The following is a 26,851-nucleotide window of genomic DNA, read 5'->3' on the forward strand; positions in this document are numbered from 1 at the left end:
ATCCATCACTCTTTTCCTTCTTCTTTTTTAGGTTCTTTTCCAGATACGCCCCCGGAAACCAGGAATGTCATGACGTCCGCACTCTCTGCTTCCAATACCTCCACTTGATCGGAAGGAAAAAGGAGCACGTTGCCCGCGACATTGTACGATTGCGGAAAATAAACCGCTACATGATCCTCAATGCCATACATACTCATGGAATCTCGTGTAATGAAACCGATCGCCTTAGCATAGCCATTCGGAGTCAGTCTAACGAGTACCGGACGATCGAAGCTTTTCTTATCTCCGACGAACGCCCCGATTAAATCCTTAATCGATGAATACAACAGTTTAATAAATGGCAAGTGGCCAAATATTTTATCAACGATCGACAAGAGGCCTCTCGTCAAAACATTGGACGATAAGAATCCAATCACAACAATACTTGCCAGCGTAATGACAAAACCAACGCCAGGAATAGGAAGTCTAAGCCAGCTATCTACGGTGACAAACACTTTGTACAAAACATAGATGGTTACGGCTAGTGGAATGGTAAATAATAATCCTTCAAAAAAATATCTGGCAACCCGTTTCAATGTTAGTTCCCCTTTCAATTCTTCTGTATTCCATTGTACTGATTCTATTCTCTGATTCAAGTTTACAGGTGTTTATCATGTGGTTATTAGAGACGATCCCGCTCTATTTTGGTATGATAGAACAAACTATTTGGTAAAAGCAAGGAGGTCTCGTAACATGGAAACGTCGCAAACTGTCGTGAGTGCAGAATGGCTCCATGCAAATCTTCAGGATCCCAATCTGGTTATTCTCGATTGCCGCTTTATGTTAGGTCAACCTGTCTCAGGGCGATCAAACTATGAAATCTCTCATATTCCTGGAGCTGTTTATGTAGATTTGGAGGCTGACCTGTCTGGTCCCAAATCAAAACATGGTAGTCGCCACCCTCTGCCTTCTGTGGAAGCAATGACCGCTCTTTTCTCCCAATTAGGAATTGATGATCAAACAACCGTCATCGCGTACGACGATCAGGATTTAGCCATGGCGGCAAGACTCTGGTGGATGCTGCGCTATGTGGGCCACAGCAAAGTTGCCGTCCTGGAGGGAGGATTTGCTGGCTGGCAAAAAGCCGGGTTTCCAACCACCACTGAAGTCACTTCTCGAAAGCCACGCGATTTTAAAGCCCATGTACAAGCTGAAATGCTGGTTACACTCGATGATGTACTCTCGCGTGATGATCAAACCGTCTTGATCGATTCCAGAGCGCGTGAACGCTATTTGGGTGAAAACGAAACAATCGATCCTAAAGCCGGACACATTCCTGGTGCGCTAAACTACTTCTTCAAAGAAAACCTGACCACTGAGAGCACCTTACTTCCTACACCGGAATTACGCAAACGCTTTGATCAAGTCGTCAACGCCAAGGAAGTAATGGTTTACTGCGGTTCTGGTGTGACAGCCTGTGTCAATCTGTTGGCCCTCCACAAAATCGGACGTACCGATGCCAAGCTGTATCTGGGAAGTTGGAGCGATTATTCCTCCTACGAATTACCCGTCGCCACCAAAGAATAATGAAACGCATGATCCTGTTTTTTCTGCATTTTGGGTATCAGCAGGCGCTCTCCTGCTTGTTTCCCGCCTTTATCTTTATCACACTAGCACTCTCGCATGTGATCATCATTCCTGGACTTCCTCGATATGATTTTATTTTACTCGCTTGTGTGGGGATGCAGGCTGTCATGGTCTGGAGCAAGTTGGAGACGGTAGATGAACTAAAAGTGATCACGGTGTTTCACTTGATCGGGTTGGCCTTGGAAATCTTCAAGGTCCATATGGGTTCATGGGCGTATCCTGAATTGGCATACAGTAAAATCTGGGGAGTTCCGCTCTACAGCGGTTTCATGTACGCGAGTGTGGCCAGCTATCTCTGTCAGTCTTGGCGTAGGTTGGATATCTCGATTGAGCGATGGCCGCACGCTCTTTTGACAATTCCATTGGGGGCTGCGATTTACCTCAACTTTTTTGCGCATCATTACTGGATCGATATTCGTTGGGTGTTGACGGTCCTGATCTTCCTCTGCTTCAGACAGACGAAGGTACACTATCATGTAAACGGTCGCTCCTATTGGATGCCGCTGTGGCTCTCGTTTTTGTTGATCGGCTTTTTTATCTGGTTGGCCGAGAACATCGCGACACTGCTCGGAGCCTGGCAATACCCCAATCAACAGCATGGCTGGCACATGGTGGGATTCAGTAAAATCAGCTCTTGGTTCCTTCTCGTGATTGTCAGCTTCATCATCGTGGCTCAATTGAAGCATGTAAAGCTAAACCGTTCATCGATAGCGATAGAAAGATAGAAATCCAGTTCATTACGACTGGATTTTTTCATTACAGAGACTCCGCAATATTCGTTCGAATGCTGTGCCATAGAAACAAAATACAAGCAAGAAAGGCAAACACAAACGCCACAAAAAAAGACAAACTCATCTGGTTAATGGTCCCCGCTATAAGAGGACCTGTCATTGCCCCGATGGAAAGAACGGCGGAAAAAATACTGAATGCTGTCCCGTAGGATTCTCTTGGCGCTTGTTGGGTCAAGATCGTTGACATCGCTGGAAAAAGCATGCCAAAGCAGACCCCAAGGCTAAGCATCCATGCTTGTAGCGGAAAGTTGACCCCCACCGCCAATCCATACATGATGAGTCCTAAACAGCCCAATCCAACCAGACAGCGAATCTGTGGAGCTATTCGGTGAAGTGCTACTATACTTAAAATGGTTAGCGAACCAACGCCCATCACCCCAAACAAACTGCCCGTTACACTTGGTGCCAGATGATTGCGCTCAATGAGCAAAGGAACCTCGAACATCAGCGTCCCTTGCGCATACAGTACACAAAACCCGGTTAGATAGGCTAACATCAGTTTGGTAAAAGACATACTAACTGTTCCCGCTTGAGCCGTTTTCGAGTCTCGCAAAGGAATCTTCTGTCGCCTCACTGGAAGCCTCCAGATCGCTACGGCTCCAGCTACCAGCATGATTACACCAAACCATTGAAAGGCTTGGTGGTAGCCCGCATGGGAAGCAAGGTAACCACCAACCACCGGCGATACCATCGAGGCAATGGTCATTACCATTCCGTTTTTGGCCATGACATTTCCCTGCTCTATGGATGTTCTCCCCAACTCCCCCAACATGGCAAAACAAGCTGGCGTAACAAATGCCATCACAAACCCGAAGACGAATCGCAACAACAGCAATACGCCAAATTCATCTACTGTTCCTTGCGCAATCAACAACAGACCTGCTAAAAACAGGCCACCACTGATTAAAAACGGCTTGGAATAGCGATCCAGTATGGGTCCAGCAATGAGATTACCTACCAAATTACTGCTGGAATAAGCGCTTAACAAAACCCCAATGAGCATGGCGGAAGCCCCGAGAGATTGAGCATATGGAGCGAGCAAGGGCATCTGCGCATGCATGTCAAACGACGAAAGAAACAAGATGAAAAACAAGGTAACCTTCACTGTCTTGATTGTCCCCACTCCTTTTTAATCCCATGTTATCGAGACAACCCGTGAAATATGTCAAAAACCACACCTCGTCATGAATGAATGGTGTGGTTTTCCCTTTGGTGGTTAAGGACTGATTCGATTGTTGATTTGAGAAGTGAGTTTACTAAACTTCCAATAGCTGCCGATTCTCCAGATCGCGATGTAAATCATCCCCATGATCATCATGAGTACGCTAAAATCAATTGGATCTAAGCTTTTAAAGTACTGCGCCAAGGAGAACCGGATGGCAATGATCGCGATCAGGATATATTTAAAATATTCATTAGGCTTGGTATAGATCAACCCATCCGCTCTTCTTTCATACTCTGTATGCTTCAGCATAATGAAGCCAAACACGCTTCCCAATATACCAGCAGCCAGTAGCTCCCAATAGGCCGGCCAGTGAAAGATTCTCCCTGGAATGTGCATGATTTGTTGCATGCTAAACGAGATAACGATGAACATGATGATGACAGGGATCAACATCCTAAGCCCATTTCCTTTGATGGGACGATGTGTTCTTCGGGTTTTTCTCCAAATAACCAGTCCAATGATGACAATAGCAGCTGTCATAGAAATGATGGATTGCATACCGTCTTCGCTCCTTCTTTTTGCATCTTAGAACATGTAAAACTTCTTCCTATAACGATATTTTTCGGTCAAGTAAATACGCACACAGACGAATCACTAGAAAAGCCGCTACCCAGCTAATGACCATACTAACAAGTACTTCCCATGTAAATGGCGACGAGATAACAGGATCCTCGGCCGCTCCAGTTTTTATGAACAGATTGTTCAGTAATGACGTGTTGATTCCACTGTAAAAGAAGCCAATCCCACTCATAAATACTAGCCACAATAAAGGAATGAGAGGACGAAGTGAAGTGTAAGCAGCACTACCCATAAGCATGCTGATGGACGTAAGGAACGGACTGAATCCAATGACCAAGATGAGCAAATTTAGACCAGTTAATACACTGGCTTCCACATCTGTCCAAGCGTACTGCGGAAGAACTAAGATAATGAATACTGTGTATAACGAAATCAGCGCGAATAATAAGCTCGCTCCAACAACCACCCGCAAAAAGAGGGCGATCCATTTGGAGCTGACTAACCAAACTCTGGGATAGGGAAGTGTCAGCCACCATCCATATGTCTCATTTTCCCACTCTCTTTTCATCATCGAGACTCCTGTTACAATTAACACATACGGAAAACCTGTGGTAACAACCCAGAGATGATATAACTCAAGGTGATGATGATTTGCAAAGTAAGTGACGATTCCAACGCCAAATATCGCAAAGAGTGCCAGGTAGATCGTCCACCAGCTTTTGGTCACACGGGAACGACCTTGTTTCCTCCAGCTTCCCTTCAAGGTAAATTCATGACGGACAAGTGCCCAAAAAGTATGAGAGGAACTCATCGTCTCCACTCCTTCTGATAGTAAGTTCGGAATACATCCTGCAAGGAACCGTATTCGGCACGCAAATCCTCAGTTTCCCCTGACCAAATAACCCTACCTTTATCCATGAACACGGCATAGTCGAACAAACCTTCTACTTCATGAATGTCATGTGTACTGATCAGAATGGTTTGCTCCCCACCCTCCAAAAAATCAATCATTCCGGCCACGATCGCTTCACGAGAAATGACGTCAATCCCAGCAAATGGTTCATCCAAAATAATCAGAGGAACACGGCGAGCCATACAGAGAATCAGCATGACCCTTGCCTCTTGCCCTCGGCTCATTCCCCCTACTTTCTGCTCCAATTCGATGTCCATAAACTCAGCTAACTTCTGCGCTGCTTCCATTTCGAAGCCTGGTAAAAAAGTGGCACCCCATTCAAAAGTCTGCTGTACTGTAAGTTTGGGATACCAGCGCGCGCGGTCAGGCAGATACGCGATCTGGCTGTTGGCTTGCCAACCTGGCGTTTGTCCAAGGACCTGGATTTTCCCTTCATCTGGTCGGATCAATCCGGTAATCGCCCGAAGAAAGCTGGATTTCCCACAACCATTCGGCCCGAGAATACCGACGATTCGACCGGAAGGAATCAGTACATCAAGTTGATCCAACGCTTTTTTATTGCCATATGTCTTTGTTATCTGTTCAGCAATAACGATTGCGTTACTCATTGATTCGTCCCTCCCATGGCTCGATTTTTTTGTCTGAGGTATTCCTCGACATCCGTGAAGGAGAGCCCCAAGCTTTCCATTTGCTCCATAAACGCCTCAATATATTTGGCCGCAATCTCGGTTCGAAATGACTGGACTCTCTCGATCGACGACGTGACATACGTTCCTTGACCTCGTCGTTTCTCCGTTAAGCCATCGCGTTCCAATTCCTGATAGGCGCGCATCACCGTATTCGGATTCATACGCAGTTCCTGAGCCAATTCTCGAACGGAAGGCATTTTATCTCCCAATTTCATTTCTCCTTTGGCGATTGAGCTTCTCACCTGATCTAGAATCTGTTCATACAGCGGTTGGCTAAAGTCAATCTTAAACCGTAGCGAACCTACTTTTTGTTCTTCCATGGGCGTTCCTCCTGCCCTACTTCTGTATATAGTGTATTATATCACTTAATACACTTAATGCAAGTGGTGAATTAGCATTCATAAGAAAACGGGCACAAGAAAAAGGCCGAGCGTATACACTCAGCCTTTTCGATCTTGTTCGTCCTATTTTAATAGTCACGCACGCACTTACGCATTCGTTCTAAGTCCCAGCGAGCTTTCATGGAACGTAATCGTCGAATATTTGTCTTGCGCCACGCGGAGCTGATATTCGCTTTCAAACAGCATCACCAATCGTCCGTAGCGATCACGTACGGTTTGGCTTCGTGTTGCCACCTGATCTAGTGCTGCTTTATCCCCTTCAATCCAGCGAGCAATCTGATACGGCATGCGCTGCAAGATAATCTCTACACCGTATTCCGCCTTCAGACGGTACTCCAACACTTCAAACTGAAGGACACCGACAACGCCCAGGATTAGCTCATCCCACGGCTGCGTCTTAAACAACTGAACCGTTCCCTCTTCAGTCAATTGCATGATGCCTTTTTGGAACTGCTTGTGCTTCATCGCGTCTTTTACCGTTACTTTGGAGAAGAATTCCGGTGAGAAGTGAGGCATTTCTTCAAATTCGAAGGATTCACCTAGACAGAGAGTATCTCCAATTTGGAAGACTCCCGGATCATAGAGACCGATTACATCTCCCGCGAACGATTCCTCGACAATTTCCCGATCTTGCGCCATAAATTGCATCGGCTGAGCGAGCTTGATGTCTTTATTCAAACGAACGTGTTTGACAGTCATCCCACGTTCAAAGCGACCGGAGCATACACGTAGGAACGCGACGCGATCTCGGTGTGCCGGATTCATGTTGGCCTGGATTTTGAAAATAAAACCGGAGAATGGACGGTTGTATGGATCGATCAAACCGATGTTGCTTTTCTTCGGAGACGGTGGCGGCGCCATTTGCAGGAAGTTATCCAGAAACGTCTGAACTCCGAAGTTGTTGATCGCACTGCCAAAAAATACAGGAGTAAGCTCCCCTTTGTTGATCAGTTCCGCATCAAACTCGTCTCCAGCTACGTCTAACAACGAAATTTCGTCCTGAAGCTGCTGCCACAGATCCTGACCGACCCTCTCTCCAATGACAGAGTCTTCTGGCCCGCTAACCTCGACGAATTTGATCTCGTCATGGTAATTGCCGTTCTCGTAAAGCTCGACCCGGGATTGGATGCGATCATATACCCCGCAGAAATGGCTGCCCATCCCGATTGGCCAGTTCATTGGATAGGAACGAATACCCAGTACGTTCTCCAGTTCTTCCAGTAGGGCAAATGTTTCTTTACCGAAGCGGTCCATTTTGTTGACGAAAGTAAAAATCGGAATCCCACGCATACGGCAAACCTTGAACAGCTTGATCGTTTGCGCCTCTACCCCTTTGGCTACGTCGATAATCATGACCGCAGCATCGGCAGCGGTAAGTGTACGATAGGTATCTTCACTGAAATCCTCATGGCCCGGTGTATCCAGAATGTTAATATGGTGACCTTTATAGATGAAGTCCATCGCACTGGAGGTTACGGAAATTCCGCGTTTTTTCTCGATTTCCATCCAGTCGGAGGTAGCGTGCTTGGAGTTTTTACGTCCTTTTACCGTGCCCGCTTCCCGAATGGCGCCTCCAAAATAGAGCAGTTTCTCGGTCATGGTCGTTTTACCCGCGTCCGGGTGGGAAATGATAGCGAACGTACGGCGTTTCGCAATCTCTTGTTCCCATTGAGGATTTATTTGAGTCATGTTTTCATTTCTCCTATGTCAAAATCTCGTTATCTCTCATCAGTACGATTATACAGAGATTCGTCCACAGACGAAAGCTAAAACATTTAAGCCCTATGTATTGGTATTTTTTTCAGCAACCGTTATACTAAGATTGCTTAGTAAAAATATTTTGATTATTGTTAGGAGGCCTCCAATGTCTAATACGACACTTGAGAAACAAGTTGCTGCCTTTCGCGAATTCGTCAAAAAAATGACGAGTTACAATCAAGCCCTGGCTGTTCTTCACTGGGATATGCGCACCCAAGCGCCTCGTAAAGGAATGGATGCCCGCGCTGACGTCATTGGAGTGCTTTCGGGTGAAGCATTTAAACTCTCCACCTCCAAGGAGATGGAAGAATATCTGGAAGCGTTGAGTGAACCGGCTACATACAGCACACTTGACCCGATCACCGCGGCGACCGTCCGTGAGTGCAAAAAAGAGTTCGACCGCAGCAAGAAGCTCCCGGTTGAGAAATACCAAGAGTTTGTGGTCACCACAACTCAAGCAGAGACCATCTGGGAGGATGCGCGACGCCAGAATAATTTTGCCATGTTCCAGCCGTATTTGGAGAAAATCGTGAAGCTCCAGCTTGAGTTCATCGATTACTGGGGTCACAACGGCGTAAAATACGATACGTTGCTCGATCAGTATGAGCCTGGTATGACGAGCGGCCAGCTCGATCAAATGTTTAAAGTGTTACGTGACAAGACGGTTCCTCTCGTGCACGCCATTGCGGAATCACCGAATCAACCGGATGTCAGCTTCATGACCAAATCCTTCTCGATTGCCGAGCAAGAGGCCTTCAGCCGTTTTGTTCTCGAGAGAATCGGCTATGATTTCCAAGCGGGACGTATGGATCGCAGTTCTCATCCGTTCGCGACCAGTTTCGCACCTGGCGACGTGCGCATCACGACTCGCTACAAGCAAAACGATTTCCGTGAAGCCTTGTGGAGTTGCATCCACGAAGCGGGGCACGCAATTTATGAACAGAACATCTCTTCAGAATTGTTCGGTACCCCATTGTGCGACGGTACCTCCATGGGTATTCACGAATCCCAATCCCGCTTCTGGGAGAACATCATTGGCCGCAGTCTGCCATTCTGGAAGCACTTCTATCCAGAACTACTCAAAGTGTTCCCAACTCAGTTCGCTGGAGTCAGTCTGGAACAATTCTGGCGCGCGGTCAATCAAATGTCGCCTTCTCTCATCCGTACGGACGCGGATGAATTAACCTACAACCTGCACGTGATGATCCGTTACGAAATTGAAAAAGGTCTTATCAACCAGACGATCGAAGTAGCTGATTTACCGCGAATCTGGAATGAGAAAATGGAAGAGTACCTGGGCGTTGTTCCTCCAAATGATGCGGACGGCGTCTTACAAGATGTGCACTGGGCTGGAGGAAGCTTCGGTTACTTCCCAACCTACTCCTTGGGGAATGTGTATGCCGCACAGTTTAACAATACCCTGCGCAAAGAACTGACCAACTACGACCAACTGATTGAAGCAGGTGACTTCGCGCCGATTCGGGGTTGGCTGAAGGATAAGATCCACCAGTTCGGTAAAATGAAATCTCCGAATGAACTGGTTCAGGAGATTACAGGTGAAGCTGTAAATGCGAACTACCTCGTGAATTACTTAGAGAAAAAGGTCAAAGAAGTATACAAACTGTAGGAATGTGAAGAGCCCTGCCCTAGTGATCGTGCTAGGCGCAAGGCTCTTTTTTAATGAAATAAAGAAAAACCGTACCCATAATGGATACGGTGATCTTTTCATACGTTGTTACAATTAGTTTTCTGACGCACCAACGATTACCAACAAGATGAACAGAACGAGCACCAACGTAAACATATCTCCAAAGAAACCATTAGACATTCCCGATCCCCTCCTTTCTTTATGATACATGGCATTTTATTCAGAAAGGGGGATCATTCGTGTTAGAGGAAATACCTATTTTAAGCTTTTTGATGCATCTGTCCTGCATACAATCTTAAGTCGATACAACCACACTTCGCTCTCGAACGTATTTGGTCAACTCAACCGTCATCTGGTGGTAATGAAAGGGCGTTATCAGGTAAAGACCCTTGAAGTATTTCACCGCTACGTCCAGCAACTCTTTGGCCATTCGCGTGCCTTCTGCTCTCGCCGCTTCTCCTTGGACGTTCTTCATCCGTTCCAAAGCCTCTTGCGACAGCTTGATTCCCGGGACCTCGTTATGCAAGAATTGGGCGTTACGCGAGCTGGTCAAAGGCATGATCCCTAGAAAAATCGGGATAGGGATGTGTTGCGTCTTCTGATAGATGAGTTCAATCGTCTCCGCATCATAAACCGGCTGTGTCATAATATAGTCGGCACCTGCTTCGACCTTCTTCTCCAACCGCTGCACCGCCGCATCGATATTGCGTACATGGGGATTAAAGGCGGCTCCGACGATAAATTGCGCTTTTTGCTGGAGCGGTCTTCCCGAAAACGAATAGCCTTCGTTCAGTTGCTTGGTCATGCGGATCAGATCGAATGAGGAGACGTCAAACACAGAGCTTGCCCCCGGTAAATCCCCAAAACGAGAGGGATCTCCCGTGATTACGAGCACTTGATCAATCCCCAAAGCATGCAAACCCATCAAATGGGATTGTTGACCGATCAAATTACGGTCCCGACAGGCAATGTGAACTAGCGGTTCAATGCCAAATTGACTTTTCATAATCGCCCCAAGGGCCATATTGCTCATTCTCACGTTGGCAAGCGAGTTATCCGCCATCGTAATCGCATCAGCTCCAGCGTTGTGCAGTTCACAGCAGCCTGTCAGGAATTGCGAGATTTCCAAATCTTTCGGTGTATCGTACTCAACGATAATCGTGTGTGTTGTTTTTACCGCTTCCACGATACTTGGCTTCGTCCTAGGCAGGACCCGATAAACCGGCTCAGCTGGACTTGGTGCCGCTACCAAAGCCGGATTGATGCGCTCTACCGGTTCCAATCCACTCAAAGCCTCACAGATGGCGCGAATATGATCAGGGGTGGTGCCACAGCAGCCCCCGATGAGACGAGCCCCTTGCTCACGAAGCTGCAAGGCACTCTGTCCAAAATACTCAGGCGATGATTTGTAGGCGTATTCTCCGTCCGATAACCCTAATCTCCCCGCATTGGCAAATACCGAGACCCAAGTCTCTTCAGGCACAACCGCACTCTCCAGCGAACGGAGCATCTCGGCAGGACCGAGGCGGCAATTTAAACCGACGATGTCAGCACCCTTCATTTGAAGATGACGGAACGCTTCCGTAAGTGTATAGCCGTCTCGTGTTCGCCCAACCTCCAAGGTAGCCAATTGGGCAATAATCGGACGATCGGTTAAGGAGCGCACGAGTTCTGTGGCCAGTAAAAGCTCATCCAAGTCAACAAACGTTTCCAGAACAATTCCGTCCACCCCTGCATGAAGCAGGGCTACCGCTTGCTCTTCGAATTGATCTTTGTATCCGTCCATTTTGAGATTGTACACACGTCCAGCCGTAATGGAACCCATGCTCCCCACGAGGTAGGCATCCTCAGGGAGCACGTCCCGGGCAATGGATACAGCCGCCCGGTTAATTCGGGAGACCTTGCTTTCCAGTCCGTAACGTGCCAAGCTGTCTCGATGAGCACCAAACGTATTGGTCTCAAACAAACGCGCTCCTGCCTGATAATAAGCCTTGTGCACCTCTTGCACCAACTTCGGGTTGTTCAGACAAAGCTCCTCATAACAAATACCGACTGGTACACCCAACTGATAGAGCTGCGTGGCCATCGCCCCATCACCAATCAATAGATGAGACTTGAGGTATTCACGCAAATCTGTTTTGTTCATTCGATTCCCCTCTTCCCTCATCAAGTCTATTCATCGGATTCATCAGGCGATGCGGCATTGAAATAACGAGCTTGCGGATGCGCGAAGACCATTGCCGAAACAGATGCCTCCGGGTCCATCATGAAACCCTCTGTGAGATGAACGCCAATGTCTTCTGGACGAAGCAATCGGAATAATTTCTCTTGATCATCCAAATTAGGGCAAGCCGGATACCCAAACGACACACGAATTCCTTGGTACCTCGCCCCAAATCGCTCTAACATCGTCATCTCTGCCGGATCCGGGAACCCCCAGCTGTCACGCATGACGTGATGAAGCCGCTCTGCAAACCCTTCCGCAAGCTCCAAAGCTAGCGCTTGAAGCACGTGAGATTTGAGATAATCCCCTTGATTTTTCCACTCTTCCGCCTTTTCGCGGATGCCTTTTCCAGCCGTTACGGTTAAAAAGCCGACGGTGTCCATCTCCTTGCTCTCCACTGGTCGCAAGAAATCAGAGAGACACAAGTATGGCGCTTGCTTTTGTCGCGGGAAACTGAATCGCTCCAGCACTTCCGAGTGATTGGCGGGATTATAGATCAGGATGTCGTTGCCATCCGCTTGCGCCGGAAAGAATTGATACATGCCATGCGCTTCGATCAAATTCTGCTCGTGCGCCTCCCGCAACAAATCTTCAACCACGCCGTAAAGCTCCAGCACTTTTGGGTCGCCCTCTTGAAGCAGACGCTCCACGTTGCCTTTTACCCCAAGATGCTTACCTAACAGCATCCGCAGATTCAGATACGGCTGCAAATGCGTAATCGGATAATTGCGCAGCACATGTCGGTTGGTATCAGGCGGACTAAATAACGGCGCGTGGCGATCAATTTCCGAACGAATTGGACGCTCCTTAGGCGCTGGGCTGGCTGTGGTTTGATCAGCGTTCTCTTTCAACTGTTGCTTTTCCGCAAGTTGTTGTTTTAGCAGACGCTCGATCTCTTCCGGATTTTGCAGCTTGTTGGCAATGTCGAGTCCATCCATAGCGTCTTTGGCGAATAGAACAAGTCCCTCGTACTCCGGAGCAATCCGGTTAGATGTAAATTTGCGGGTAAGCGCTGCTCCTCCCACCAGCATCGGGACGTGAATGCCCGCCGCGCGCAAATCTTGGGCGGTGATCACCATTTGCTGCGCCGATTTCACCAACAATCCCGACAAACCAATCGCATCCGGCTTCTCTTTGCGGCAAGCCTCGATCAGCTGCTCCGGCGGAACTTTGATCCCGAGGTTGACGATTTCATAGCCGTTATTGCCAAGAATGATCTCCACCAGGTTCTTCCCGATGTCGTGGACGTCGCCTTTTACTGTGGCGAGAATGATCTTGCCTTTGGATGCTGAAGATGACTTCTCCATGTGTGGTTCCAGATGAGCCACCGCCGCTTTCATGACTTCCGCGCTTTGCAGCACCTCGGCTACGATCAGCTGGTTGCCGTTAAACAGGCGGCCAACCTCTTCCATCCCCGCCATCAACGGTCCATTAATGATCTCGAGTGGCGGATATTTTTTCAGCGCTTCATCCAAATCTGGGATCAATCCGTCCTTGGAACCTTCGATTACGTATTGCCCAAGGCGTTCTTCGAGTGTAAGAGTAGAAGTTTCTTTTACCTGGGTTACTTTTTTCTGTCGATAGAATTCGGTGAACTTAGCCAGTGTCGCGTCATTGGTCTCGAAAAGTAAGGCCTCCGCCAGCTTCCGTTCGTGTTCGGGAATAGACGCGTAACGCTCCAGCTTCTCGGTATTGACAATCGCGTAATCGAGTCCGGCCACCGTGGTGTGATAGAGAAAAACAGAGTTCAACACTTCACGACCCGCGTTGGGCAAGCCAAACGAGATGTTGCTGATGCCAAGCGTCGTTTTACAGAGCGGAAACGCTTCTTTGATGAGGCGTATTCCCTCAACGGTCTCCCTCGCCGAGCCAATGTACTGCTCATCGCCTGTACCTACAGGAAAGACGAGCGGGTCAAAAATAATATCCTCAGGCTTCACACCCAACTCGTCGACCAGCAAGTGATAGGAGCGTTTGGCTACCTCCAGCTTCCTCTCACGGGTAATCGCCATTCCTTGTTCATCGATGGTTCCGACGACAACCGCCGCACCATACCTGTGAATGAGCGGTACCACCTGTTCAAATCGTTCCAAGCCATCTTCGAGGTTAATTGAGTTGAGAATCGCTTTCCCCTGAGAGTAAGTAAGCCCCAGCTCCATTACCTTGGCATCGGTGGAGTCGATCATGAGCGGCGCTTTCACTTTCTTGGTCACGTACCGGAGGAACTGCTTCATGTCGTTGTACTCATCCCGATCAGGGTCTGCCAAGCAAATATCAATCACCTGCGCACCCATACGAACCTGTGCGCGCGCAACGTCCGACGCTTCCTCGTACTGTCCATTGGTAATCAAATCACGGAACTTCTTGGAGCCAATGACATTCGTTCGCTCTCCAACAAGCAATGGGCGGTTGTCCTCCTCCACGTACACAGGGTCAATCCCGCTTAACGCGCTGATATGTCGCTTCGTCGCTTGTCTTGGTTTGTAGGATTTCAGCGTCTGTGCCATCGCTCTCACGTGATCAGGCGTGGTTCCACAGCAGCCACCCGCAATGTTGAGCCACCCTTGCTCCGCAAAACCGGCCAGCTTGGTTGCAAGGGCTTGCGGTGATTCATGGTAATGTCCGTTCTCATCCGGAAGTCCGGCATTCGGATAACAGCTGATCGAACAGTTGGCCAATTCAGACAATGTGCGGATGTGGTCTCTCATGAATTCCGGCCCTGTTGCGCAGTTCAAACCGATGGATACAGGCTGTAAATGCGCGAGCGAAATATAAAAAGCCTCAATATTCTGACCAGCAAGCGTTGTCCCCATTGGCTCAATCGTTCCGGAAATCATCACGGGCAGTTCAATTTTTAGCTCCGTAAAGGCCTGACGAATTCCAATCCCGCCCGCTTTCACGTTCAACGTATCCTGAGCGGTCTCCAACAATAGAACATCGGCTCCGCCAAGGATTAGCCCTTTTGCCTGACGGTAGTAGGCCTCTACCATATGCTCGAACGTAGCGCCGCCTGTGAGCGATAAGGTTTTCGTTGTTGGACCCATCGAGCCTGCTACATAGCGTGGCCAATCAGAAGTAGAGAACGCCTCTGCCGCTTCCTTCGCGATACGGGCAGCCGCTATATTGATTTCTTCGTCACGCGCCTGCAGCCCATATTCCGCCAATACGATATTGGTTGCCCCAAACGTATTCGTCTCGATGATATCCGCCCCGGCCTCGAGATACTTGTCATGGACATTGCGAATCACATCCGGTCGAGTCAAATTCAGCATCTCATTACAGCCATCCAATTCCTCTGTGCCAAAATCATCAGCCGTCAAATTGGCTTGCTGCAGCATGGTGCCCATCGCGCCGTCCAGAATTAAGATTTTATGCGTTAATTGTTCTTGAAAGGTAGGTTTGCTCATTCGGTTTCCCTCTTTCCTATTAAACTGGGGACAAATAAAAAAATCCTCTTCTTGAAAAACATAAGAAGAGGATCACGTCATCATTAACGTAGAATAAATCCCCTCTTATCTTTCAAAGCATCTGCTCTGCTGGATTTGGCACCTGTTAATCAGGTTGCCGAGGCTTCATAGGGCCAGTCCCTCCGCCTCTCTCGATAAGAGATCATAATTCGTTACATATGAAGTTGATGTGATGTTACCACTCTCTGGCGGGTACGTCAACGAAAAATTCTGTTTTTTCCGATGCTTCGCCCATTTTTCTGAGCACTAGGCAATTGCCCAGACCGAACCAGGCATTCGTGTATAGACTAATATCATAACGAAAGGAGGCAAAAACAAAAATGAGTACATCATCTTTTTGTAATAATATTGGCGGTTGCTTCGGGTTGATACTCGTTCTGTTTATCCTGTTGGTCATCGTCGGTGCTTCTGACGAATAACACGTTGGAAAATCCGCTTGCACGAAAGGCCGTTCGCTAATAACCACTGTCTTGAGCTAGGATGCCTGCTTCTCCCCAGGTATCCTTTTTCTTGTGGTTTCATACTGTGTCAAGGTTATTTGTATCAGACTCCCGCACAAGAAGGGAATTATTTTGAAGTAATAAAGAGAGACTTGTTCTTGGAATCCCATTTGTATTTTATCGAAAAAATCCTTGCAACATCATCTAGTGGTAAAAGGAAGCGTTTATTAACAATCAAAGTTTTTGCACCGATAACGGTCTTCTTCCCATTAATCAGTGCTTCGCTTTTATTCCCAACAAATTCTACATCTTTATTGTTTAGCATCACACCAATATTATTGCCAATAATTGAAGGAGTCCAATTCATTTCTCCACCTAGTTGATGGATGATTTCGGGCACTGGAATGTATATTTTCCCGTTTATAAAAGTAACTGGATGGTCCAAAAAAAGAACCCTTTCACCATTTACAAAAGTCTTAATAGCAAATTGAGAGTTATATGATTCTAACGAACGAGATATGCTCATGGAATATATAGATGAAGTTCCATCTTCTTTTGAGAAGGTTACTTCATAATCGCCAATCTTATATTCGTATAGATAATCTCCACCCTCGGTACTTGCAATACCAAGTGGTTTACCAAACATTTTAATTAATTGTTGCTCTGTTATTTTGTAAGTGGGAACATCAATACTTTGTACGATGTCTTGATAATTCATCATGACATCGGTTCTAAAAACACAGGCTTTGCATGCTTTAGACTTAGAATACTTGGTTACGAACGGTTGGGGATCATAATTCACATAAGTTGGTTGTTCGGTTGATGGCTCTCCCCACACTTTCACTAGATTCGCTCGTGTCATCCCAATATAGATTGGAAAGTTTTTTAATTTTCCTTGTTTCGCATAAGCAAACAAATCGGGAGTAATCTGATAAGCTTTTGAACTTGCCTCTGCTACATTACCCTGTACACTGATGATTGACATGATTACCATTACAGAAATGATTAGTAGGTTCCGTATAATCTGCATGTATATCTCTCCTCTCGGCAAATATATTACCACTAATTCCATTATATGGATATACCTTCCTCTTAGAGTGTGTCGATTCGGTTGTCACTTCCTCTGTTCTTTGATACGATCAACAGGTACATCAGATAAAATAGAATTTGTAAATGTTAGGGAGGTACTCACTCATGAGCGAACTTCAAGCGTATACGAGCCGTTCTGCCCTTCTCTCCTCCATTGAGGTTGTAAAAGAATTGGGACAGACAGATTTTGAAACTTACACGATCGTGAAGGAACAAGACAGCCCACAGCATTTCCTCCACTATTCGTTCTTCCATATCAAACTATCCGAGGGCGGCATTCGAGAGGATTACGATTATTTCTTACCGCTTGATGCTGATGAGGTTTTGGCGTTCGTCCTTGAAGAACAGCCGTATCAATTCCCTGATCACTGGAATAAAACCTATCTGCGCAGTGGCACTGATGACCGTCTGATTCCGTTTGAGCCTACCTATATCGATGAACTCGAACGGGAGAAGGAAGAAGAATTGGGGATTTTGGAGGCTCTAACGCGTTATAAAAACCTTTTTGAGAACGCTGAGGACAAGGATGCGTTGACACAGGAATTCTTTAAAGAGCTAGAAGCCAACCGTAAAAAATTCGATCCAAAGTAAGGCTTCATTCTGCTGATAGTTGCATCTTACTCCGGAAATCATATATAATAACATTTATATCGTTTGATACCACACATCGATGAAGAGGAGAGTATTTATTCGCACACCCGAAGCGAGTCAGGGATGGTGGAAGCCTGATGGTTCGACGAATGAAGAAGCGCACCTCGAAGATGCAACCTGAAGGTCTGAGCTATGCAGCAGACTGTGTAGGGCTTGCCGGGTTTGCCCGTTACAGCATTTTAAGCTGGCTCTTATTCGCTTACGCGAGGAGCAAGAAGAGTGGTACCGCGGGAGTACATAATCCTCTCGTCTCTTTTATTGGAGACGGGAGGTTTTTTATTTTGATGAGAAAGGTTGAGGACACATGAGCCAAAGCTACAAACAACTGGTTGCCCAAAAAATTACCGCCGCTCTCACCGACTTAGGTGTAGAGGATTTCTCCCTCGACAAGGTAGAATCCATGCTGGAAACTCCGCCGAATCCTTCAATGGGAGACATCGCGTTCCCTTGCTTTCAATTGGCAAAAGCACTGCGTAAAGCGCCTCCAATGATCGCTGGAGACTTGGCAGCCCAAATCTCTGGTCACCCTCTGAAAGAAGTACAAGTGGCCGGTCCATACGTCAACTTCTTCCTGGACAGACACAACGTCAGCACGGAAGTCATCGATACGATTTTGAGCCAAAGAGCCGCTTATGGTTCCACCACGGAAGGGGCAGGCCGCAACGTGCCGATCGACCTCTCCTCTCCTAACATCGCGAAGCCGTTCTCGATGGGTCACCTCCGTTCTACGGTGATCGGGAATGCGATTGCCAACATTTTGGCCAAAACCGGCTACAATCCAGTGCGCATCAACCACTTGGGCGACTGGGGCACACAATTCGGGAAACTGATCGTTGCCTATAAAAAATGGGGCGATGAAGAAAAAGTCAAAGCGGAGCCAATCAAGGAACTGCTTACACTTTACGTCAAGTTCCACGAGGAAGCCGAACAAGATCCTTCCCTCGAAGATCAGGGCCGTGAATGGTTCAAACGTCTGGAGGATGGTGACGAGGAAGCGAAGCACTTGTGGCAGTGGTTCCGCGATGAATCCTTGCAGGAATTCATGAAAATCTACGACCTGCTTGGCGTGAAGTTTGACTCCTTCCACGGTGAAGCCTTCTACAACGACAAGATGGATCGTGTCGTAGAACTTCTGGAATCCAAAGGACTGTTAACGGAATCAGAAGGTGCGCAGGTTGTTTCACTTGATGAATTTGACATGCCGCCTTGCCTGATCAAAAAATCAGACGGCGCGACTCTTTACGCTACACGTGACCTTGCCGCTGCCCTCTACCGTCATGAGAATTACGATTTTGCCAAAGCGCTCTACGTGGTAGGCGGCGAGCAACGCCTTCACTTCCAGCAGCTGTTCAAGGTCTTGCAAAAAGCAGGCTACGACTGGGCGAAGGAAATGTATCACGTTCCGTTCGGCATGATGCTTAAAGACGGCAAGAAGATGTCTACTCGTAAAGGAAAAGTGGTTCTTCTGGAAGAAGTGCTCGCTCAAGCGATTTCAGACGTATCCAAGGTCATTGAAGATAAAAATCCAGCTCTCGCCAATAAAGAAGTAGTCGCTCGCCAAGTAGGCGTTGGAGCGGTTATCTTTCACGACTTGAAGAATTTCCGTCTCAACGACATTAACTTCTCTTGGGAAGAAATGCTGACGTTTGAAGGCGAAACAGGACCGTATGTTCAATACAGCCATGCGCGCGCTTGCTCCCTCCTGCGTAAAGGAAACTACCAGGGCGGTGCCATTACCTTGACACCAGATGCGCTTGATTCCGCAGAAGCATGGGCTGTGATCACCTTGCTGATTAATTTCCCAGAGGTCATCAAACGCGCGATGGAAGACTTCGATCCTTCCCAAATTGGCAAGTATGTGGTCGATTTGGCGCAGTCCTTCAACAAGTTCTATGCCAACGTACGCATCCTCGCGGAAGACGAAGCGGCCAAAACAGCTCGCCTTCACTTGGTGGCAGCCGTTGTCGTGGTGCTAAAAGAAGGTCTCCGCTTGCTCGGATTGCAGGCTCCTGAAGAAATGTAAGATCCAATTTTATGAAAAACGTCGAGTCGTTTTTCACAGAAAAACAGTCTTCCCACTCCTATGGGGAAGACTGTTTTTTCTATGCTTCTATTTCGATTACCCACAGCTCTTTTCCAGAGTTGTACCCGTAATTCGTTTGCCCTTCCCCGCACTCTCAAGTCCCTGCTGTTGTTCCCATAATTTTTGCCCTCGATGAAAGAATGGAAAGGCAATAAACGTCAACAGCATGAGGATAGCGAATATGAGTGGCCCCTGATTGAACCCCAGTTCTTTTAGCAAATTACCGCTAATCCAAGTGGTCAAACTCTGTCCGATAAAAGCGAATCCGCTGGCGCCATAATAGGTTCCTCTCAAATGTTCGGGAGCAATTTCTCCGATCAACACATCCCCAATCACAAAGCATAGAATTTCGCCAAGCGTATACACCACCATGGTCAGGGAGAGCCAGACGAGATTATGAAATAACCCAAATCCGAACAATCCCAGTCCGAATAATAAGCAACCCGCCTTCAATGCGGTTAACGAAGAGAAACGCTTCATGAACCTCGTTAGCGGATACTGAAGAATCATGACCGAAAGCGAATTGATGACAAAAAGAAACGAATAGATTTCTACGCGATCATGACCGATATATTGCGACAAGGTGGTATCCAAGTGTGTGGCTGCCCCATAGACGAAGATATTGCCGAGTAGAAAATAAAGAAATATTTTATCGGTAAAAACAATACGAACCATTTGCTGTATCTTGACCGTAGTCGCCTTCTCCTGCGTGTTTTGCTTGAAGGTGATCTTAAAAAGCACTAAGAGCACGGCGTACAAAGCAAAAATAACAGCAGCTACAAAAAACGGCAAAAGGGATGATGAGCTCCCCGCTCCAAGCTTTAAACCGACTAAAGGTCCGATCGCTCCCCCTACATTAATGGCAAAATATCTCGCATTAAAGGCATCTGCGCGCTGCTCGGCTGGAGTTACATCAGCAAGCATCGCTCTGGCTGTCGGTTCAAAAACACTTCGGAAAAGTCCATTCAACGAACTCAGCAAGAAAAACATCCAAATCTCGTTAGCATAAGCAAATCCTAGCAAGACCAGACTCCAACAGGCCATCGATGTAATCATCACGGGATAACGCCCCAAACGGTCTGATAGAGCACCGCCAAAAAAGCTGCACATGGTGCCAACCAATAGGCTTACCGCCAAAATTCCCCCAACGATGGCGGGATCAATGCCCTTTCCCTTCCCCAGATAGACCCCTAAAAACGGGATGGTCATAAAAAAACCGGTTCGTGATAAAAAGGTTCCGATGATTAACCCCCAGGCAACGGGATGAAAATCAGGTATCATTTTTTTCCAGATTCTGTTCAAGCTTCATCACCCTTTTTACGTTTGTTTATCCTCGGTGTCATCCGAAATGCTATTCAGTAGTTAATCTTAAGTATAGCTATCCAAAAAGGTGTAAAAAGTGTAAGATTTGATAAAAGCTGTTCACCTTTTAATGAACGAAATGGGGGTCTGTATGTTACAAGCTCTGCATTTTTTGGAACTTCGCTCGCATTACAACGGTCAGGAAATCGGGAAGCCCTTCTCCGTCACGGTTGACAAGCTTACCGATGTATGGCACTGCACCCCCCGTTACACCAAATTGATTGTCCGCAGACTGTGTGAACTTGGATGGATTGAGTGGCAAAGTGGCCGAGGCCGAGGAAATACCTCTATGCTGACGCTTAGAACTGATCCGGACGACATCCTCTTCAAGGAGGTCATGCTGAAGATGGAACAGGGCCATGTCAAAGAATCAATGGATCTGATGAGTCGTTTCGGGGCTGCAGCAGTCAAAGATCAGTTTATGGAGTGGCTATCCAACGGGATGGGCTGTTATACGCAAGCTGTTTCAGACAAGTCCTATGATTCGCTTCGTTTTCCCGTTTTCCGCTCGATTGTCACACTGGACCCCGGATTGCTTTATTACGGGTTCGACTTTCATATGGCGGGCCAGGTGTTTGATACGCTGGTTCAGTACGATCAAGAAAGCAAAACCATCCAACCTTGCATCGCCCACTCCTGGGAAAAAAGCGATGATGACCGTGAATGGACCTTCCATTTGAAAAAAAACGTCATGTTCCATCATGGTCGAGAACTGAATGCCCATGATGTCGTCTTTTCACTGGAACGATTACGGTCGAATCCAAATCGATTTGCCTCTAGCTGGATGTTTCAAGACATCGAACAACTAAAAGCGATTGACTATAAAACGGTACAGGTCTGGTTAAAAGAGCCCAATTACCTCTTCCTGCGATTCCTCTGTACCATTCCATCGAGCATTGTTCCTGAAGAGATCGTCCGTAAAAATGAAGCGGAATTTGGGAAAAGACCCATTGGAACAGGGCCTTTTCGAATGACTAAGCTAAATGAAGGAATCTGTATTCTGGAGGCGTTCCCGGAACACTTCAATGGCCGTCCTCATTTAGATCGCGTCGAGGCACTCATCTTCCCCGAGACAGAAAGTGGTCGTTTGAAAGAACCGGATTGGGATTCTGTTTTTATTTCAGACGGAGATGCTTCCAAGCAGCATCGGGAAGCGTTCAAACATGACGATTGGTATGCTATGGAGAAACTTACCTGCTGCACTATGCTCGTTTTTAACCAAGGAAAACCAGGCCCGCAAAGCGAGCTCAAATTTCGCCAAGCGATCCATCACATGATTGATCGTAAGCAGCTGATTGCCGACTTGGGTGGAGACAGAATTTCAGTAGCGCCGGGATTCCACCCCGCTTCCCTGGACCCTGACGATGAAAACGCTTCTCCCTCCCGCTTAAGTCACTCGGAAATTATGGCGCTATTGAATGAAAGCGGCTATTGCGGTGAATCGTTCCATCTGGCTACGACTAGCTACCACGAGGCAGATGCTGTTTGGCTTAGAGACCGACTCCTGGCATTTGGAATTCAAACGGTTATTGATTTCAAAGATCCTGCTGAGATGGCGGATCAAGATACGTTACCGCAGCATGACTGTCTTTTGTTCGGGAACTCCTACAACAATGACGAAGTATGCGAGCTGGAAATGTATTTACAGAAAAATTACTTTTTGTCCTCGTTTAACGAGCAAGCGGTAGAAACTGTGCAAAAAGCCACCCAATCCATTTGTCGGGAACCTGACGCAAATAAGCGCCAACAGATGCTACAGAAATTGGAAGATTACATGAAGGAAACGCATTCCGTTCTGTACCTCGTCCAAAAGAAAAGCAATACCTCCTATCACAAATCAGTTCATGGAGTTACCATCAATCCCTTTGGCTGGCTTGATTTCCGAAAAATTTGGTTCCATCCGAACTACACGCCTTGTATGAATAAATAACAAATTGCTTGGCATTTTCTTTGCTCCAGACATAGTTTGCTCCCACTCGTACATCCTAAAAGGTAGAAACCTGGATGCACGTAGGAGGAAAATATGGTAAAACTCGATGATATTATCATTGCGCGCGAGAAGATGAAGGGAATTGTCTACATGACTCCCCTGGATTATTCCAAAACTTTTAGTCGGCATTCTCATAACGAAGTCTATTTAAAACTCGAAAATCTCCAAAAAACCGGCTCGTTCAAAGTAAGGGGCTCGTATAATAAGCTAACTTCTCTATCAAAGGAAGAGCTAAAAAATGGCGTAGTAGCCGCATCCGCGGGGAACCATGCTCAAGGAGTCGCTTATTCAAGTAAAATGCATGACGTTCCCTGCACCATCGTGATGCCAAAGGGAGCACCAATTAGCAAGATCGAAGCAACGAGAAACTATGGCGCAGAAATCGTTTTGGAAGGTTCCGTGTTTGATGAGGCTCTCTCCTATGCACTTAAGCTTCGAGAGAAAATGGGGGCCACATTTATTCACGCGTTTGATGATGAGGCTGTTATTACGGGGCAAGGAACTGTCGGGTTAGAAATACTCGATCAACTCCCAGATGTTGAGGCCATTATTTGTCCTGTTGGCGGAGGCGGACTCATCTCTGGAATCGCAGTGGCGGTTAAAGAAAAAAATCCACATATTGCGGTATATGGCGTGCAAACACAGGCTTGTCCAAGCATGAAGCAATCCTTGTTGGAACACAAACCCGTTACAGTCGAATCCAGACCGACGATGGCGGATGGAATCGCCGTCAAGACACCTGGTCAAATCAACTATGAGATCGTTCAAAAATACGTGGATGATATTTTTTTGGTGGACGAAATGGAGATCGCGAGGACCATGCTCATGGTTTTGGAGCGGAATAAGCTGTTGGTAGAAGGATCGGGTGCTTGTTCCCTATCGGCACTGCTTTATGAAAAAATAAAACTGAAAGAGAAAAAAGTCGTAGCGATACTAAGCGGCGGAAACGTCGATATGAATTTTATTTCGCGAATACTGGAACGCGGCATGGTTGAGTCGGGAAGGTATGTTCACTTTATCATTACCTTAAAAGATAAGCCGGGCGAACTGCAAAGAGTATTAACATCCATAACCGATCTTGACGCCAACATTCAATCACTTAACCTGAATCGAATGGACAAAAACATTTATCCAGGGTATGCCCAAATCGACATTTCCCTGGAAACAAAAAATCACGAGCATATTGAACAACTGCATAAGGCGTTAAGCAAAAAAGGCTATCCGGTAGAAATGAGTTGTTTCAACCCGCCCGTTCAATTGTAAAAAGAACCTGCTGAAACATTTGTCCCAACTAATGAAATCTCCCCGCGTCAAGCTTCGGGGAGATTCATTAGACTCTCTTCGTTATTAGGTTTTCGGCGAGATTCAGCTCTTCCACAAAGCCCGAGAGCTACTCAAGGTGCGATCGGACTATCAGCTATTCTTCCAGTTAGCGGCCGTTTCGGTAACGAAGGCTTCGAAGGAAATCGGCTCTCGTTTTAGGATTTCACGCTGAAGCTCGAAATCGCATTCAGTCGCCACAAGCCCCTTGTCTTGGAAGTACTGATACATAATTTTAAAATCTTTTGCCATCCATTCCGGGAGGCTGGTTCGGGCTTGTTCATACCATGCGTCCAAATCGTCACCGCCATAACGGATTTCCTCTCCTACTATGCGGCTGTAGATGTGCGCGATCGAATCTCCTGTCAGTGGGTCCGGACCGATTACCGGATATTCTTTTCCTTCATAACCTTCCAGGAGGAGAGCATTAACAGCAGACTCCGCGATATCTCTCGCATCTACACGATTCAGTCCGATAGAACCGATCGGTTGCGGATAAATTCGAAGCCCGAGTATCGCATCCCGAAACGAGTAATCGTTCTGGTAGAAGTTATTCGGTCGCAGAATGGTATACTTGGCACCCGACTGACGAATTGCTTCTTCAATGGGAATCTTGCTTTTGAAATGGGGAATATGTTTAGAATCTTCCGGCATCGGCACCGATAAATACACGATTTTTTTAACGCCGGCTTTTTTAACTGCCTCAACCGCTGTAAGGCCTTGTTCGGTTTCCGTCTGCGAAAGGGCATTTAATAAAAATACGGCATCCGCTTGATGAAAAGCCTCTCCGAGAGTATCGGGCGATTCCAAATCTCCCGGACAAATACCTACGGAATTGGGCAAGCAGTTGGCTGCATTGGCGTTTCGGGTCAAAACACGGACGCTCGCTCCCCGTTTTACCAAGTTCGCCACTACTTGACTCCCTACCGTGCCTGTACCGCCCAACACAAGAACATTCATCTTTAGCTCACCGCTCCTGTAACATCATTGTCTAACTCCGACTTTAATCTCGACAAGCTTTGAGGTTCCAATCGGCTTTCTGCCAAGCTAAGTACCGCTTCATAGAATTCCTGCGGAGCAAAGCGTTTCATGTCGCTTAACATTACGAATCGATCCGCGTGTGTGATGGATGGAAGCATATAATGAAGGAAAATCATCATGGCATGAGGCTGAATGGAAGAGCGTATTTTTACGGATAATTCATGTATTTGGTCATCGTCCAGGTTGTTACATAACGCTTCCATTCCAGGTCCTTCTTCACGCTGCAGGTGAATGAAGTATTCAGCGGTAAAGCTGTTTAATCTTCTGCCGATCTGGTACCAGATACGTGAACGCTCTTCCATTGAAGCCGTATTCTCCAAATCACTTACCAGTTCGTTAATTTCGTGAACCTGCCGATCCAATACGACATGTTCCTCTTCCAACTGTTTTGCTGTTTCTGGGGCATACTTCATATACACATCGTTCAGGTGAAGGTCCTCATCATGGGAGTGGGCTTCCAGAGTGATGACAATTCGTCTCCATTCTTCGATAAACGACTCTACCTTCTGTTGATCCGTAACGTCTGCCGATCCCACTTGATAACAAATCCCGCTTAAAGCTAGTCGAAGCCCCTTGTGAACCGGTCCATAAAGATCATAGCGCTTATACATACTATTGACTCCTTTCGTGTAGCCATTTAATTTCATGATTAACTCAATCGTTTAAATGACTCGTCATACCTGCATAAGATAGCATGGAGCGCGGCCCCACGGGAATTACACGAAGGTCGTATTCAATGGTATACTAAAGTAGTAGATTTAATCGGTGTTTGGATTCCCCCCTTCTCCCCGCTCACTCCCTTCATTTACATAGTCTCAACTCGTCTTCAGGACGCAGCCGTTAAAGCCCGTGAAAAGGTGGAATTCAGAGAAATGGAAAAATCCTTTTACTTCGCCGTCACCTGGTCTGACGCCAAAAATTACATGGATGCACTCAAAACACTGGGAGTTCCCCACTTGATAGAAACTTCCGAGGAAATTCCTTCGCTTGCTTCCGGCCACCTTGCCATTGTTTTCCCTAGCCTTCCTGTTCGGATTTATGCCAAGGTTCGGACACTTTTTGGAGCGGACGGGAAACCGTATTAAGACAGCGCAATCTCTCACATCAAATCGATACAACATAAAGCGATAGGAGTAGATACAATGATTCTTGTTAGTTCCTGCCTTGGTGGAATGGAATGCCGCTACAACGGTACCTCTAGTCTGGTTCAGCGTATTCAAGAATGGGTCAAGCAAGAGAAGGCCATCATGGTATGTCCTGAATTGCTTGGCGGATTTAGCACTCCACGTGAGCCTGCCGAAATCATTGACGGAACCGGCCAAGATGTATTGGACGGCAAAGCCAAAGTGATAGATCAATCCGGTAATGACGTGACAGAGCTTTATGTCAAAGGAGCAGAATTAACGCTCGAGCTCGCTAGAAAAGTCGAGGCAACGCATATTGTCCTCAAAGAATTCAGCCCTTCCTGTGGAACGCAAACGATCTACAACGGGAGCTTCTCTCATACCAAAGTGCCCGGTGAAGGCGTAACCTCAGCCTTGTTAAGAAGGGAAGGTTTTACGGTCATCTCGGAGAACGAGCTAGGTGAATTGGAGCTCTGATAGGAACCACTTT

The 26,851-nt window shown here is 47.0% G+C and carries 24 protein-coding genes, 1 riboswitch and 1 other annotated feature; of the genes, 10 read left to right on the forward strand and 14 right to left on the reverse strand.

All coding sequences use genetic code 11. From position 1 onward, the window contains the following. Positions 1-5: 5 nt before the first annotated feature. Entirely contained in the window at positions 6-575 is a 570-nt protein-coding gene (locus tag ACQCN2_RS16855; RefSeq protein WP_426930108.1) for a DUF502 domain-containing protein, read from the reverse strand. A 157-nt stretch (positions 576-732) separates the two neighbouring features. Here ACQCN2_RS16855 and ACQCN2_RS16860 point away from each other — a divergent pair, with 157 nt between their 5' ends. After that, on the forward strand, positions 733-1,566 hold the full coding sequence (locus ACQCN2_RS16860) for a sulfurtransferase (protein WP_426930109.1): 834 nt from the start codon (positions 733-735) through the stop codon (positions 1,564-1,566). Continuing rightward, positions 1,566-2,351 (forward strand): DUF817 domain-containing protein, encoded by a 786-nt coding sequence (locus ACQCN2_RS16865; protein WP_426930110.1) that lies wholly within the window; start codon positions 1,566-1,568, stop codon positions 2,349-2,351. Before ACQCN2_RS16860 ends, ACQCN2_RS16865 begins: the two co-directional genes overlap by 1 nt. Before the next feature lie 31 nt (positions 2,352-2,382). Here the strand turns inward: ACQCN2_RS16865 and ACQCN2_RS16870 are convergent, their stop codons facing one another. The 6 genes from ACQCN2_RS16870 to ACQCN2_RS16895 form a co-directional block, all read right to left on the reverse strand. Then, entirely contained in the window at positions 2,383-3,540 is a 1,158-nt protein-coding gene (locus tag ACQCN2_RS16870; protein ID WP_426930111.1) for an MFS transporter, read from the reverse strand. Between the two features lie 93 nt (positions 3,541-3,633). Next, positions 3,634-4,140: a CcdC protein domain-containing protein gene (locus ACQCN2_RS16875; protein WP_426930112.1), complete on the reverse strand. Its 507-nt coding sequence runs from the start codon at positions 4,138-4,140 to the stop codon at positions 3,634-3,636. Positions 4,141-4,189: 49 nt separating this feature from the next. Next, complete coding sequence (locus tag ACQCN2_RS16880) at positions 4,190-4,972, reverse strand: ABC-2 transporter permease (RefSeq protein ID WP_426930113.1); 783 nt, start codon at positions 4,970-4,972, stop codon at positions 4,190-4,192. Then, on the reverse strand, positions 4,969-5,682 hold the full coding sequence (locus tag ACQCN2_RS16885; RefSeq protein ID WP_426930114.1) for an ABC transporter ATP-binding protein: 714 nt from the start codon (positions 5,680-5,682) through the stop codon (positions 4,969-4,971). The genes ACQCN2_RS16880 and ACQCN2_RS16885 overlap by 4 nt, the downstream gene beginning before the upstream one ends. Continuing rightward, entirely contained in the window at positions 5,679-6,083 is a 405-nt protein-coding gene (locus ACQCN2_RS16890) for a GntR family transcriptional regulator (protein ID WP_426930115.1), read from the reverse strand. Before ACQCN2_RS16890 ends, ACQCN2_RS16885 begins: the two co-directional genes overlap by 4 nt. Positions 6,084-6,251: 168 nt before the next feature. After that, positions 6,252-7,853: a peptide chain release factor 3 gene (locus ACQCN2_RS16895; RefSeq protein WP_426930116.1), complete on the reverse strand. Its 1,602-nt coding sequence runs from the start codon at positions 7,851-7,853 to the stop codon at positions 6,252-6,254. Positions 7,854-8,028: 175 nt separating this feature from the next. Here ACQCN2_RS16895 and ACQCN2_RS16900 point away from each other — a divergent pair, with 175 nt between their 5' ends. Then, on the forward strand, positions 8,029-9,549 hold the full coding sequence (locus ACQCN2_RS16900) for a carboxypeptidase M32 (RefSeq protein WP_426930117.1): 1,521 nt from the start codon (positions 8,029-8,031) through the stop codon (positions 9,547-9,549). A gap of 114 nt (positions 9,550-9,663) precedes the next feature. On the opposite strand, the gene ACQCN2_RS16905 is transcribed toward ACQCN2_RS16900, so the two are convergent. The 3 genes from ACQCN2_RS16905 to metH all read right to left on the reverse strand — a co-directional run bounded on the left by ACQCN2_RS16905 (position 9,664) and on the right by metH (position 15,201). Continuing rightward, a complete protein-coding gene (locus ACQCN2_RS16905) occupies positions 9,664-9,780 on the reverse strand; it encodes a YjcZ family sporulation protein (RefSeq protein WP_426930118.1) in 117 nt (38 codons plus the stop codon). 85 nt (positions 9,781-9,865) lie between these two features. Beyond that, positions 9,866-11,716 (reverse strand): bifunctional homocysteine S-methyltransferase/methylenetetrahydrofolate reductase, encoded by a 1,851-nt coding sequence (locus ACQCN2_RS16910; RefSeq protein WP_426930119.1) that lies wholly within the window; start codon positions 11,714-11,716, stop codon positions 9,866-9,868. Positions 11,717-11,742: 26 nt separating this feature from the next. Then, positions 11,743-15,201, reverse strand: a complete 3,459-nt coding sequence (metH, locus tag ACQCN2_RS16915) for a methionine synthase (RefSeq protein ID WP_426930120.1) — start codon at positions 15,199-15,201, stop codon at positions 11,743-11,745. Positions 15,202-15,303: 102 nt separating this feature from the next. Continuing rightward, a riboswitch (SAM riboswitch) is annotated at positions 15,304-15,402 on the reverse strand. A 179-nt stretch (positions 15,403-15,581) separates the two neighbouring features. Between metH and ACQCN2_RS16920 the strand changes: the two genes are divergently transcribed. Then, complete coding sequence (locus tag ACQCN2_RS16920) at positions 15,582-15,680, forward strand: YjcZ family sporulation protein (protein ID WP_426930121.1); 99 nt, start codon at positions 15,582-15,584, stop codon at positions 15,678-15,680. A 148-nt stretch (positions 15,681-15,828) separates the two neighbouring features. On the opposite strand, the gene ACQCN2_RS16925 is transcribed toward ACQCN2_RS16920, so the two are convergent. Continuing rightward, entirely contained in the window at positions 15,829-16,731 is a 903-nt protein-coding gene (locus ACQCN2_RS16925) for a stalk domain-containing protein (protein ID WP_426930122.1), read from the reverse strand. Between the two features lie 164 nt (positions 16,732-16,895). Between ACQCN2_RS16925 and ACQCN2_RS16930 the strand changes: the two genes are divergently transcribed. Next, positions 16,896-17,381 carry a hypothetical protein gene (locus ACQCN2_RS16930; RefSeq protein ID WP_426930123.1) on the forward strand — a complete coding sequence of 162 codons (486 nt, stop codon included), beginning with the start codon at positions 16,896-16,898 and terminating at the stop codon, positions 17,379-17,381. 70 nt (positions 17,382-17,451) lie between these two features. Beyond that, positions 17,452-17,698 (forward strand) — a binding site (T-box leader). A 47-nt stretch (positions 17,699-17,745) separates the two neighbouring features. Next, entirely contained in the window at positions 17,746-19,464 is a 1,719-nt protein-coding gene (gene argS / locus ACQCN2_RS16935; protein ID WP_426930124.1) for an arginine--tRNA ligase, read from the forward strand. Between the two features lie 96 nt (positions 19,465-19,560). Here the strand turns inward: argS and ACQCN2_RS16940 are convergent, their stop codons facing one another. Continuing rightward, positions 19,561-20,805: an MDR family MFS transporter gene (locus ACQCN2_RS16940; RefSeq protein WP_426930242.1), complete on the reverse strand. Its 1,245-nt coding sequence runs from the start codon at positions 20,803-20,805 to the stop codon at positions 19,561-19,563. A gap of 172 nt (positions 20,806-20,977) precedes the next feature. Here ACQCN2_RS16940 and ACQCN2_RS16945 point away from each other — a divergent pair, with 172 nt between their 5' ends. Beyond that, entirely contained in the window at positions 20,978-22,816 is a 1,839-nt protein-coding gene (locus ACQCN2_RS16945) for an ABC transporter substrate-binding protein (RefSeq protein WP_426930125.1), read from the forward strand. A 93-nt stretch (positions 22,817-22,909) separates the two neighbouring features. Continuing rightward, positions 22,910-24,139 carry a threonine ammonia-lyase gene (gene ilvA / locus ACQCN2_RS16950; RefSeq protein ID WP_426930126.1) on the forward strand — a complete coding sequence of 410 codons (1,230 nt, stop codon included), beginning with the start codon at positions 22,910-22,912 and terminating at the stop codon, positions 24,137-24,139. A gap of 150 nt (positions 24,140-24,289) precedes the next feature. On the opposite strand, the gene ACQCN2_RS16955 is transcribed toward ilvA, so the two are convergent. Together ACQCN2_RS16955 and ACQCN2_RS16960 are read right to left on the reverse strand one after the other, a co-directional pair. Beyond that, positions 24,290-25,156, reverse strand: coding sequence for an SDR family oxidoreductase (locus tag ACQCN2_RS16955; protein ID WP_426930127.1), 867 nt, complete (start codon positions 25,154-25,156; stop codon positions 24,290-24,292). A 2-nt stretch (positions 25,157-25,158) separates the two neighbouring features. Then, on the reverse strand, positions 25,159-25,848 hold the full coding sequence (locus ACQCN2_RS16960; RefSeq protein ID WP_426930128.1) for a hemerythrin domain-containing protein: 690 nt from the start codon (positions 25,846-25,848) through the stop codon (positions 25,159-25,161). A gap of 261 nt (positions 25,849-26,109) precedes the next feature. Here ACQCN2_RS16960 and ACQCN2_RS16965 point away from each other — a divergent pair, with 261 nt between their 5' ends. Both ACQCN2_RS16965 and ACQCN2_RS16970 read left to right on the forward strand, forming a co-directional pair. After that, positions 26,110-26,322: a hypothetical protein gene (locus ACQCN2_RS16965; RefSeq protein WP_426930129.1), complete on the forward strand. Its 213-nt coding sequence runs from the start codon at positions 26,110-26,112 to the stop codon at positions 26,320-26,322. Between the two features lie 57 nt (positions 26,323-26,379). Then, a complete protein-coding gene (locus tag ACQCN2_RS16970; RefSeq protein WP_426930130.1) occupies positions 26,380-26,838 on the forward strand; it encodes a 2-thiouracil desulfurase family protein in 459 nt (152 codons plus the stop codon). Positions 26,839-26,851: the final 13 nt, after the last annotated feature.

This window comes from Brevibacillus ginsengisoli (assembly GCF_050113715.1).
GTDB lineage: Bacteria > Bacillota > Bacilli > Brevibacillales > Brevibacillaceae > Brevibacillus_H > Brevibacillus_H ginsengisoli.

Excerpts from the sequence above, each read along its gene's own strand:
- ACQCN2_RS16930 (WP_426930123.1), top strand. The coding sequence starts at position 16,896 with ATGAGCGAACTTCAAGCGTATACGAGCCGTTCTGCCCTTCTCTCCTCC.
- ACQCN2_RS16955 (WP_426930127.1), bottom strand. The coding sequence starts at position 25,156 with ATGAATGTTCTTGTGTTGGGCGGTACAGGCACGGTAGGGAGTCAAGTA.
- ACQCN2_RS16960 (WP_426930128.1), bottom strand. The coding sequence starts at position 25,848 with ATGTATAAGCGCTATGATCTTTATGGACCGGTTCACAAGGGGCTTCGA.
- ACQCN2_RS16885 (WP_426930114.1), bottom strand. The coding sequence starts at position 5,682 with ATGAGTAACGCAATCGTTATTGCTGAACAGATAACAAAGACATATGGC.
- ACQCN2_RS16865 (WP_426930110.1), top strand. The coding sequence starts at position 1,566 with ATGAAACGCATGATCCTGTTTTTTCTGCATTTTGGGTATCAGCAGGCG.
- ACQCN2_RS16970 (WP_426930130.1), top strand. The coding sequence starts at position 26,380 with ATGATTCTTGTTAGTTCCTGCCTTGGTGGAATGGAATGCCGCTACAAC.
- ACQCN2_RS16875 (WP_426930112.1), bottom strand. The coding sequence starts at position 4,140 with ATGCAATCCATCATTTCTATGACAGCTGCTATTGTCATCATTGGACTG.
- ACQCN2_RS16860 (WP_426930109.1), top strand. The coding sequence starts at position 733 with ATGGAAACGTCGCAAACTGTCGTGAGTGCAGAATGGCTCCATGCAAAT.
- ACQCN2_RS16880 (WP_426930113.1), bottom strand. The coding sequence starts at position 4,972 with ATGAGTTCCTCTCATACTTTTTGGGCACTTGTCCGTCATGAATTTACC.
- ACQCN2_RS16925 (WP_426930122.1), bottom strand. The coding sequence starts at position 16,731 with ATGCAGATTATACGGAACCTACTAATCATTTCTGTAATGGTAATCATG.
- ACQCN2_RS16895 (WP_426930116.1), bottom strand. The coding sequence starts at position 7,853 with ATGACTCAAATAAATCCTCAATGGGAACAAGAGATTGCGAAACGCCGT.
- ilvA (WP_426930126.1), top strand. The coding sequence starts at position 22,910 with ATGGTAAAACTCGATGATATTATCATTGCGCGCGAGAAGATGAAGGGA.
- ACQCN2_RS16945 (WP_426930125.1), top strand. The coding sequence starts at position 20,978 with ATGTTACAAGCTCTGCATTTTTTGGAACTTCGCTCGCATTACAACGGT.
- ACQCN2_RS16920 (WP_426930121.1), top strand. The coding sequence starts at position 15,582 with ATGAGTACATCATCTTTTTGTAATAATATTGGCGGTTGCTTCGGGTTG.
- ACQCN2_RS16890 (WP_426930115.1), bottom strand. The coding sequence starts at position 6,083 with ATGGAAGAACAAAAAGTAGGTTCGCTACGGTTTAAGATTGACTTTAGC.
- ACQCN2_RS16910 (WP_426930119.1), bottom strand. The coding sequence starts at position 11,716 with ATGAACAAAACAGATTTGCGTGAATACCTCAAGTCTCATCTATTGATT.
- metH (WP_426930120.1), bottom strand. The coding sequence starts at position 15,201 with ATGAGCAAACCTACCTTTCAAGAACAATTAACGCATAAAATCTTAATT.
- ACQCN2_RS16900 (WP_426930117.1), top strand. The coding sequence starts at position 8,029 with ATGTCTAATACGACACTTGAGAAACAAGTTGCTGCCTTTCGCGAATTC.
- ACQCN2_RS16940 (WP_426930242.1), bottom strand. The coding sequence starts at position 20,805 with ATGATACCTGATTTTCATCCCGTTGCCTGGGGGTTAATCATCGGAACC.
- ACQCN2_RS16965 (WP_426930129.1), top strand. The coding sequence starts at position 26,110 with ATGGAAAAATCCTTTTACTTCGCCGTCACCTGGTCTGACGCCAAAAAT.
- ACQCN2_RS16905 (WP_426930118.1), bottom strand. The coding sequence starts at position 9,780 with ATGTATCATAAAGAAAGGAGGGGATCGGGAATGTCTAATGGTTTCTTT.
- argS (WP_426930124.1), top strand. The coding sequence starts at position 17,746 with ATGAGCCAAAGCTACAAACAACTGGTTGCCCAAAAAATTACCGCCGCT.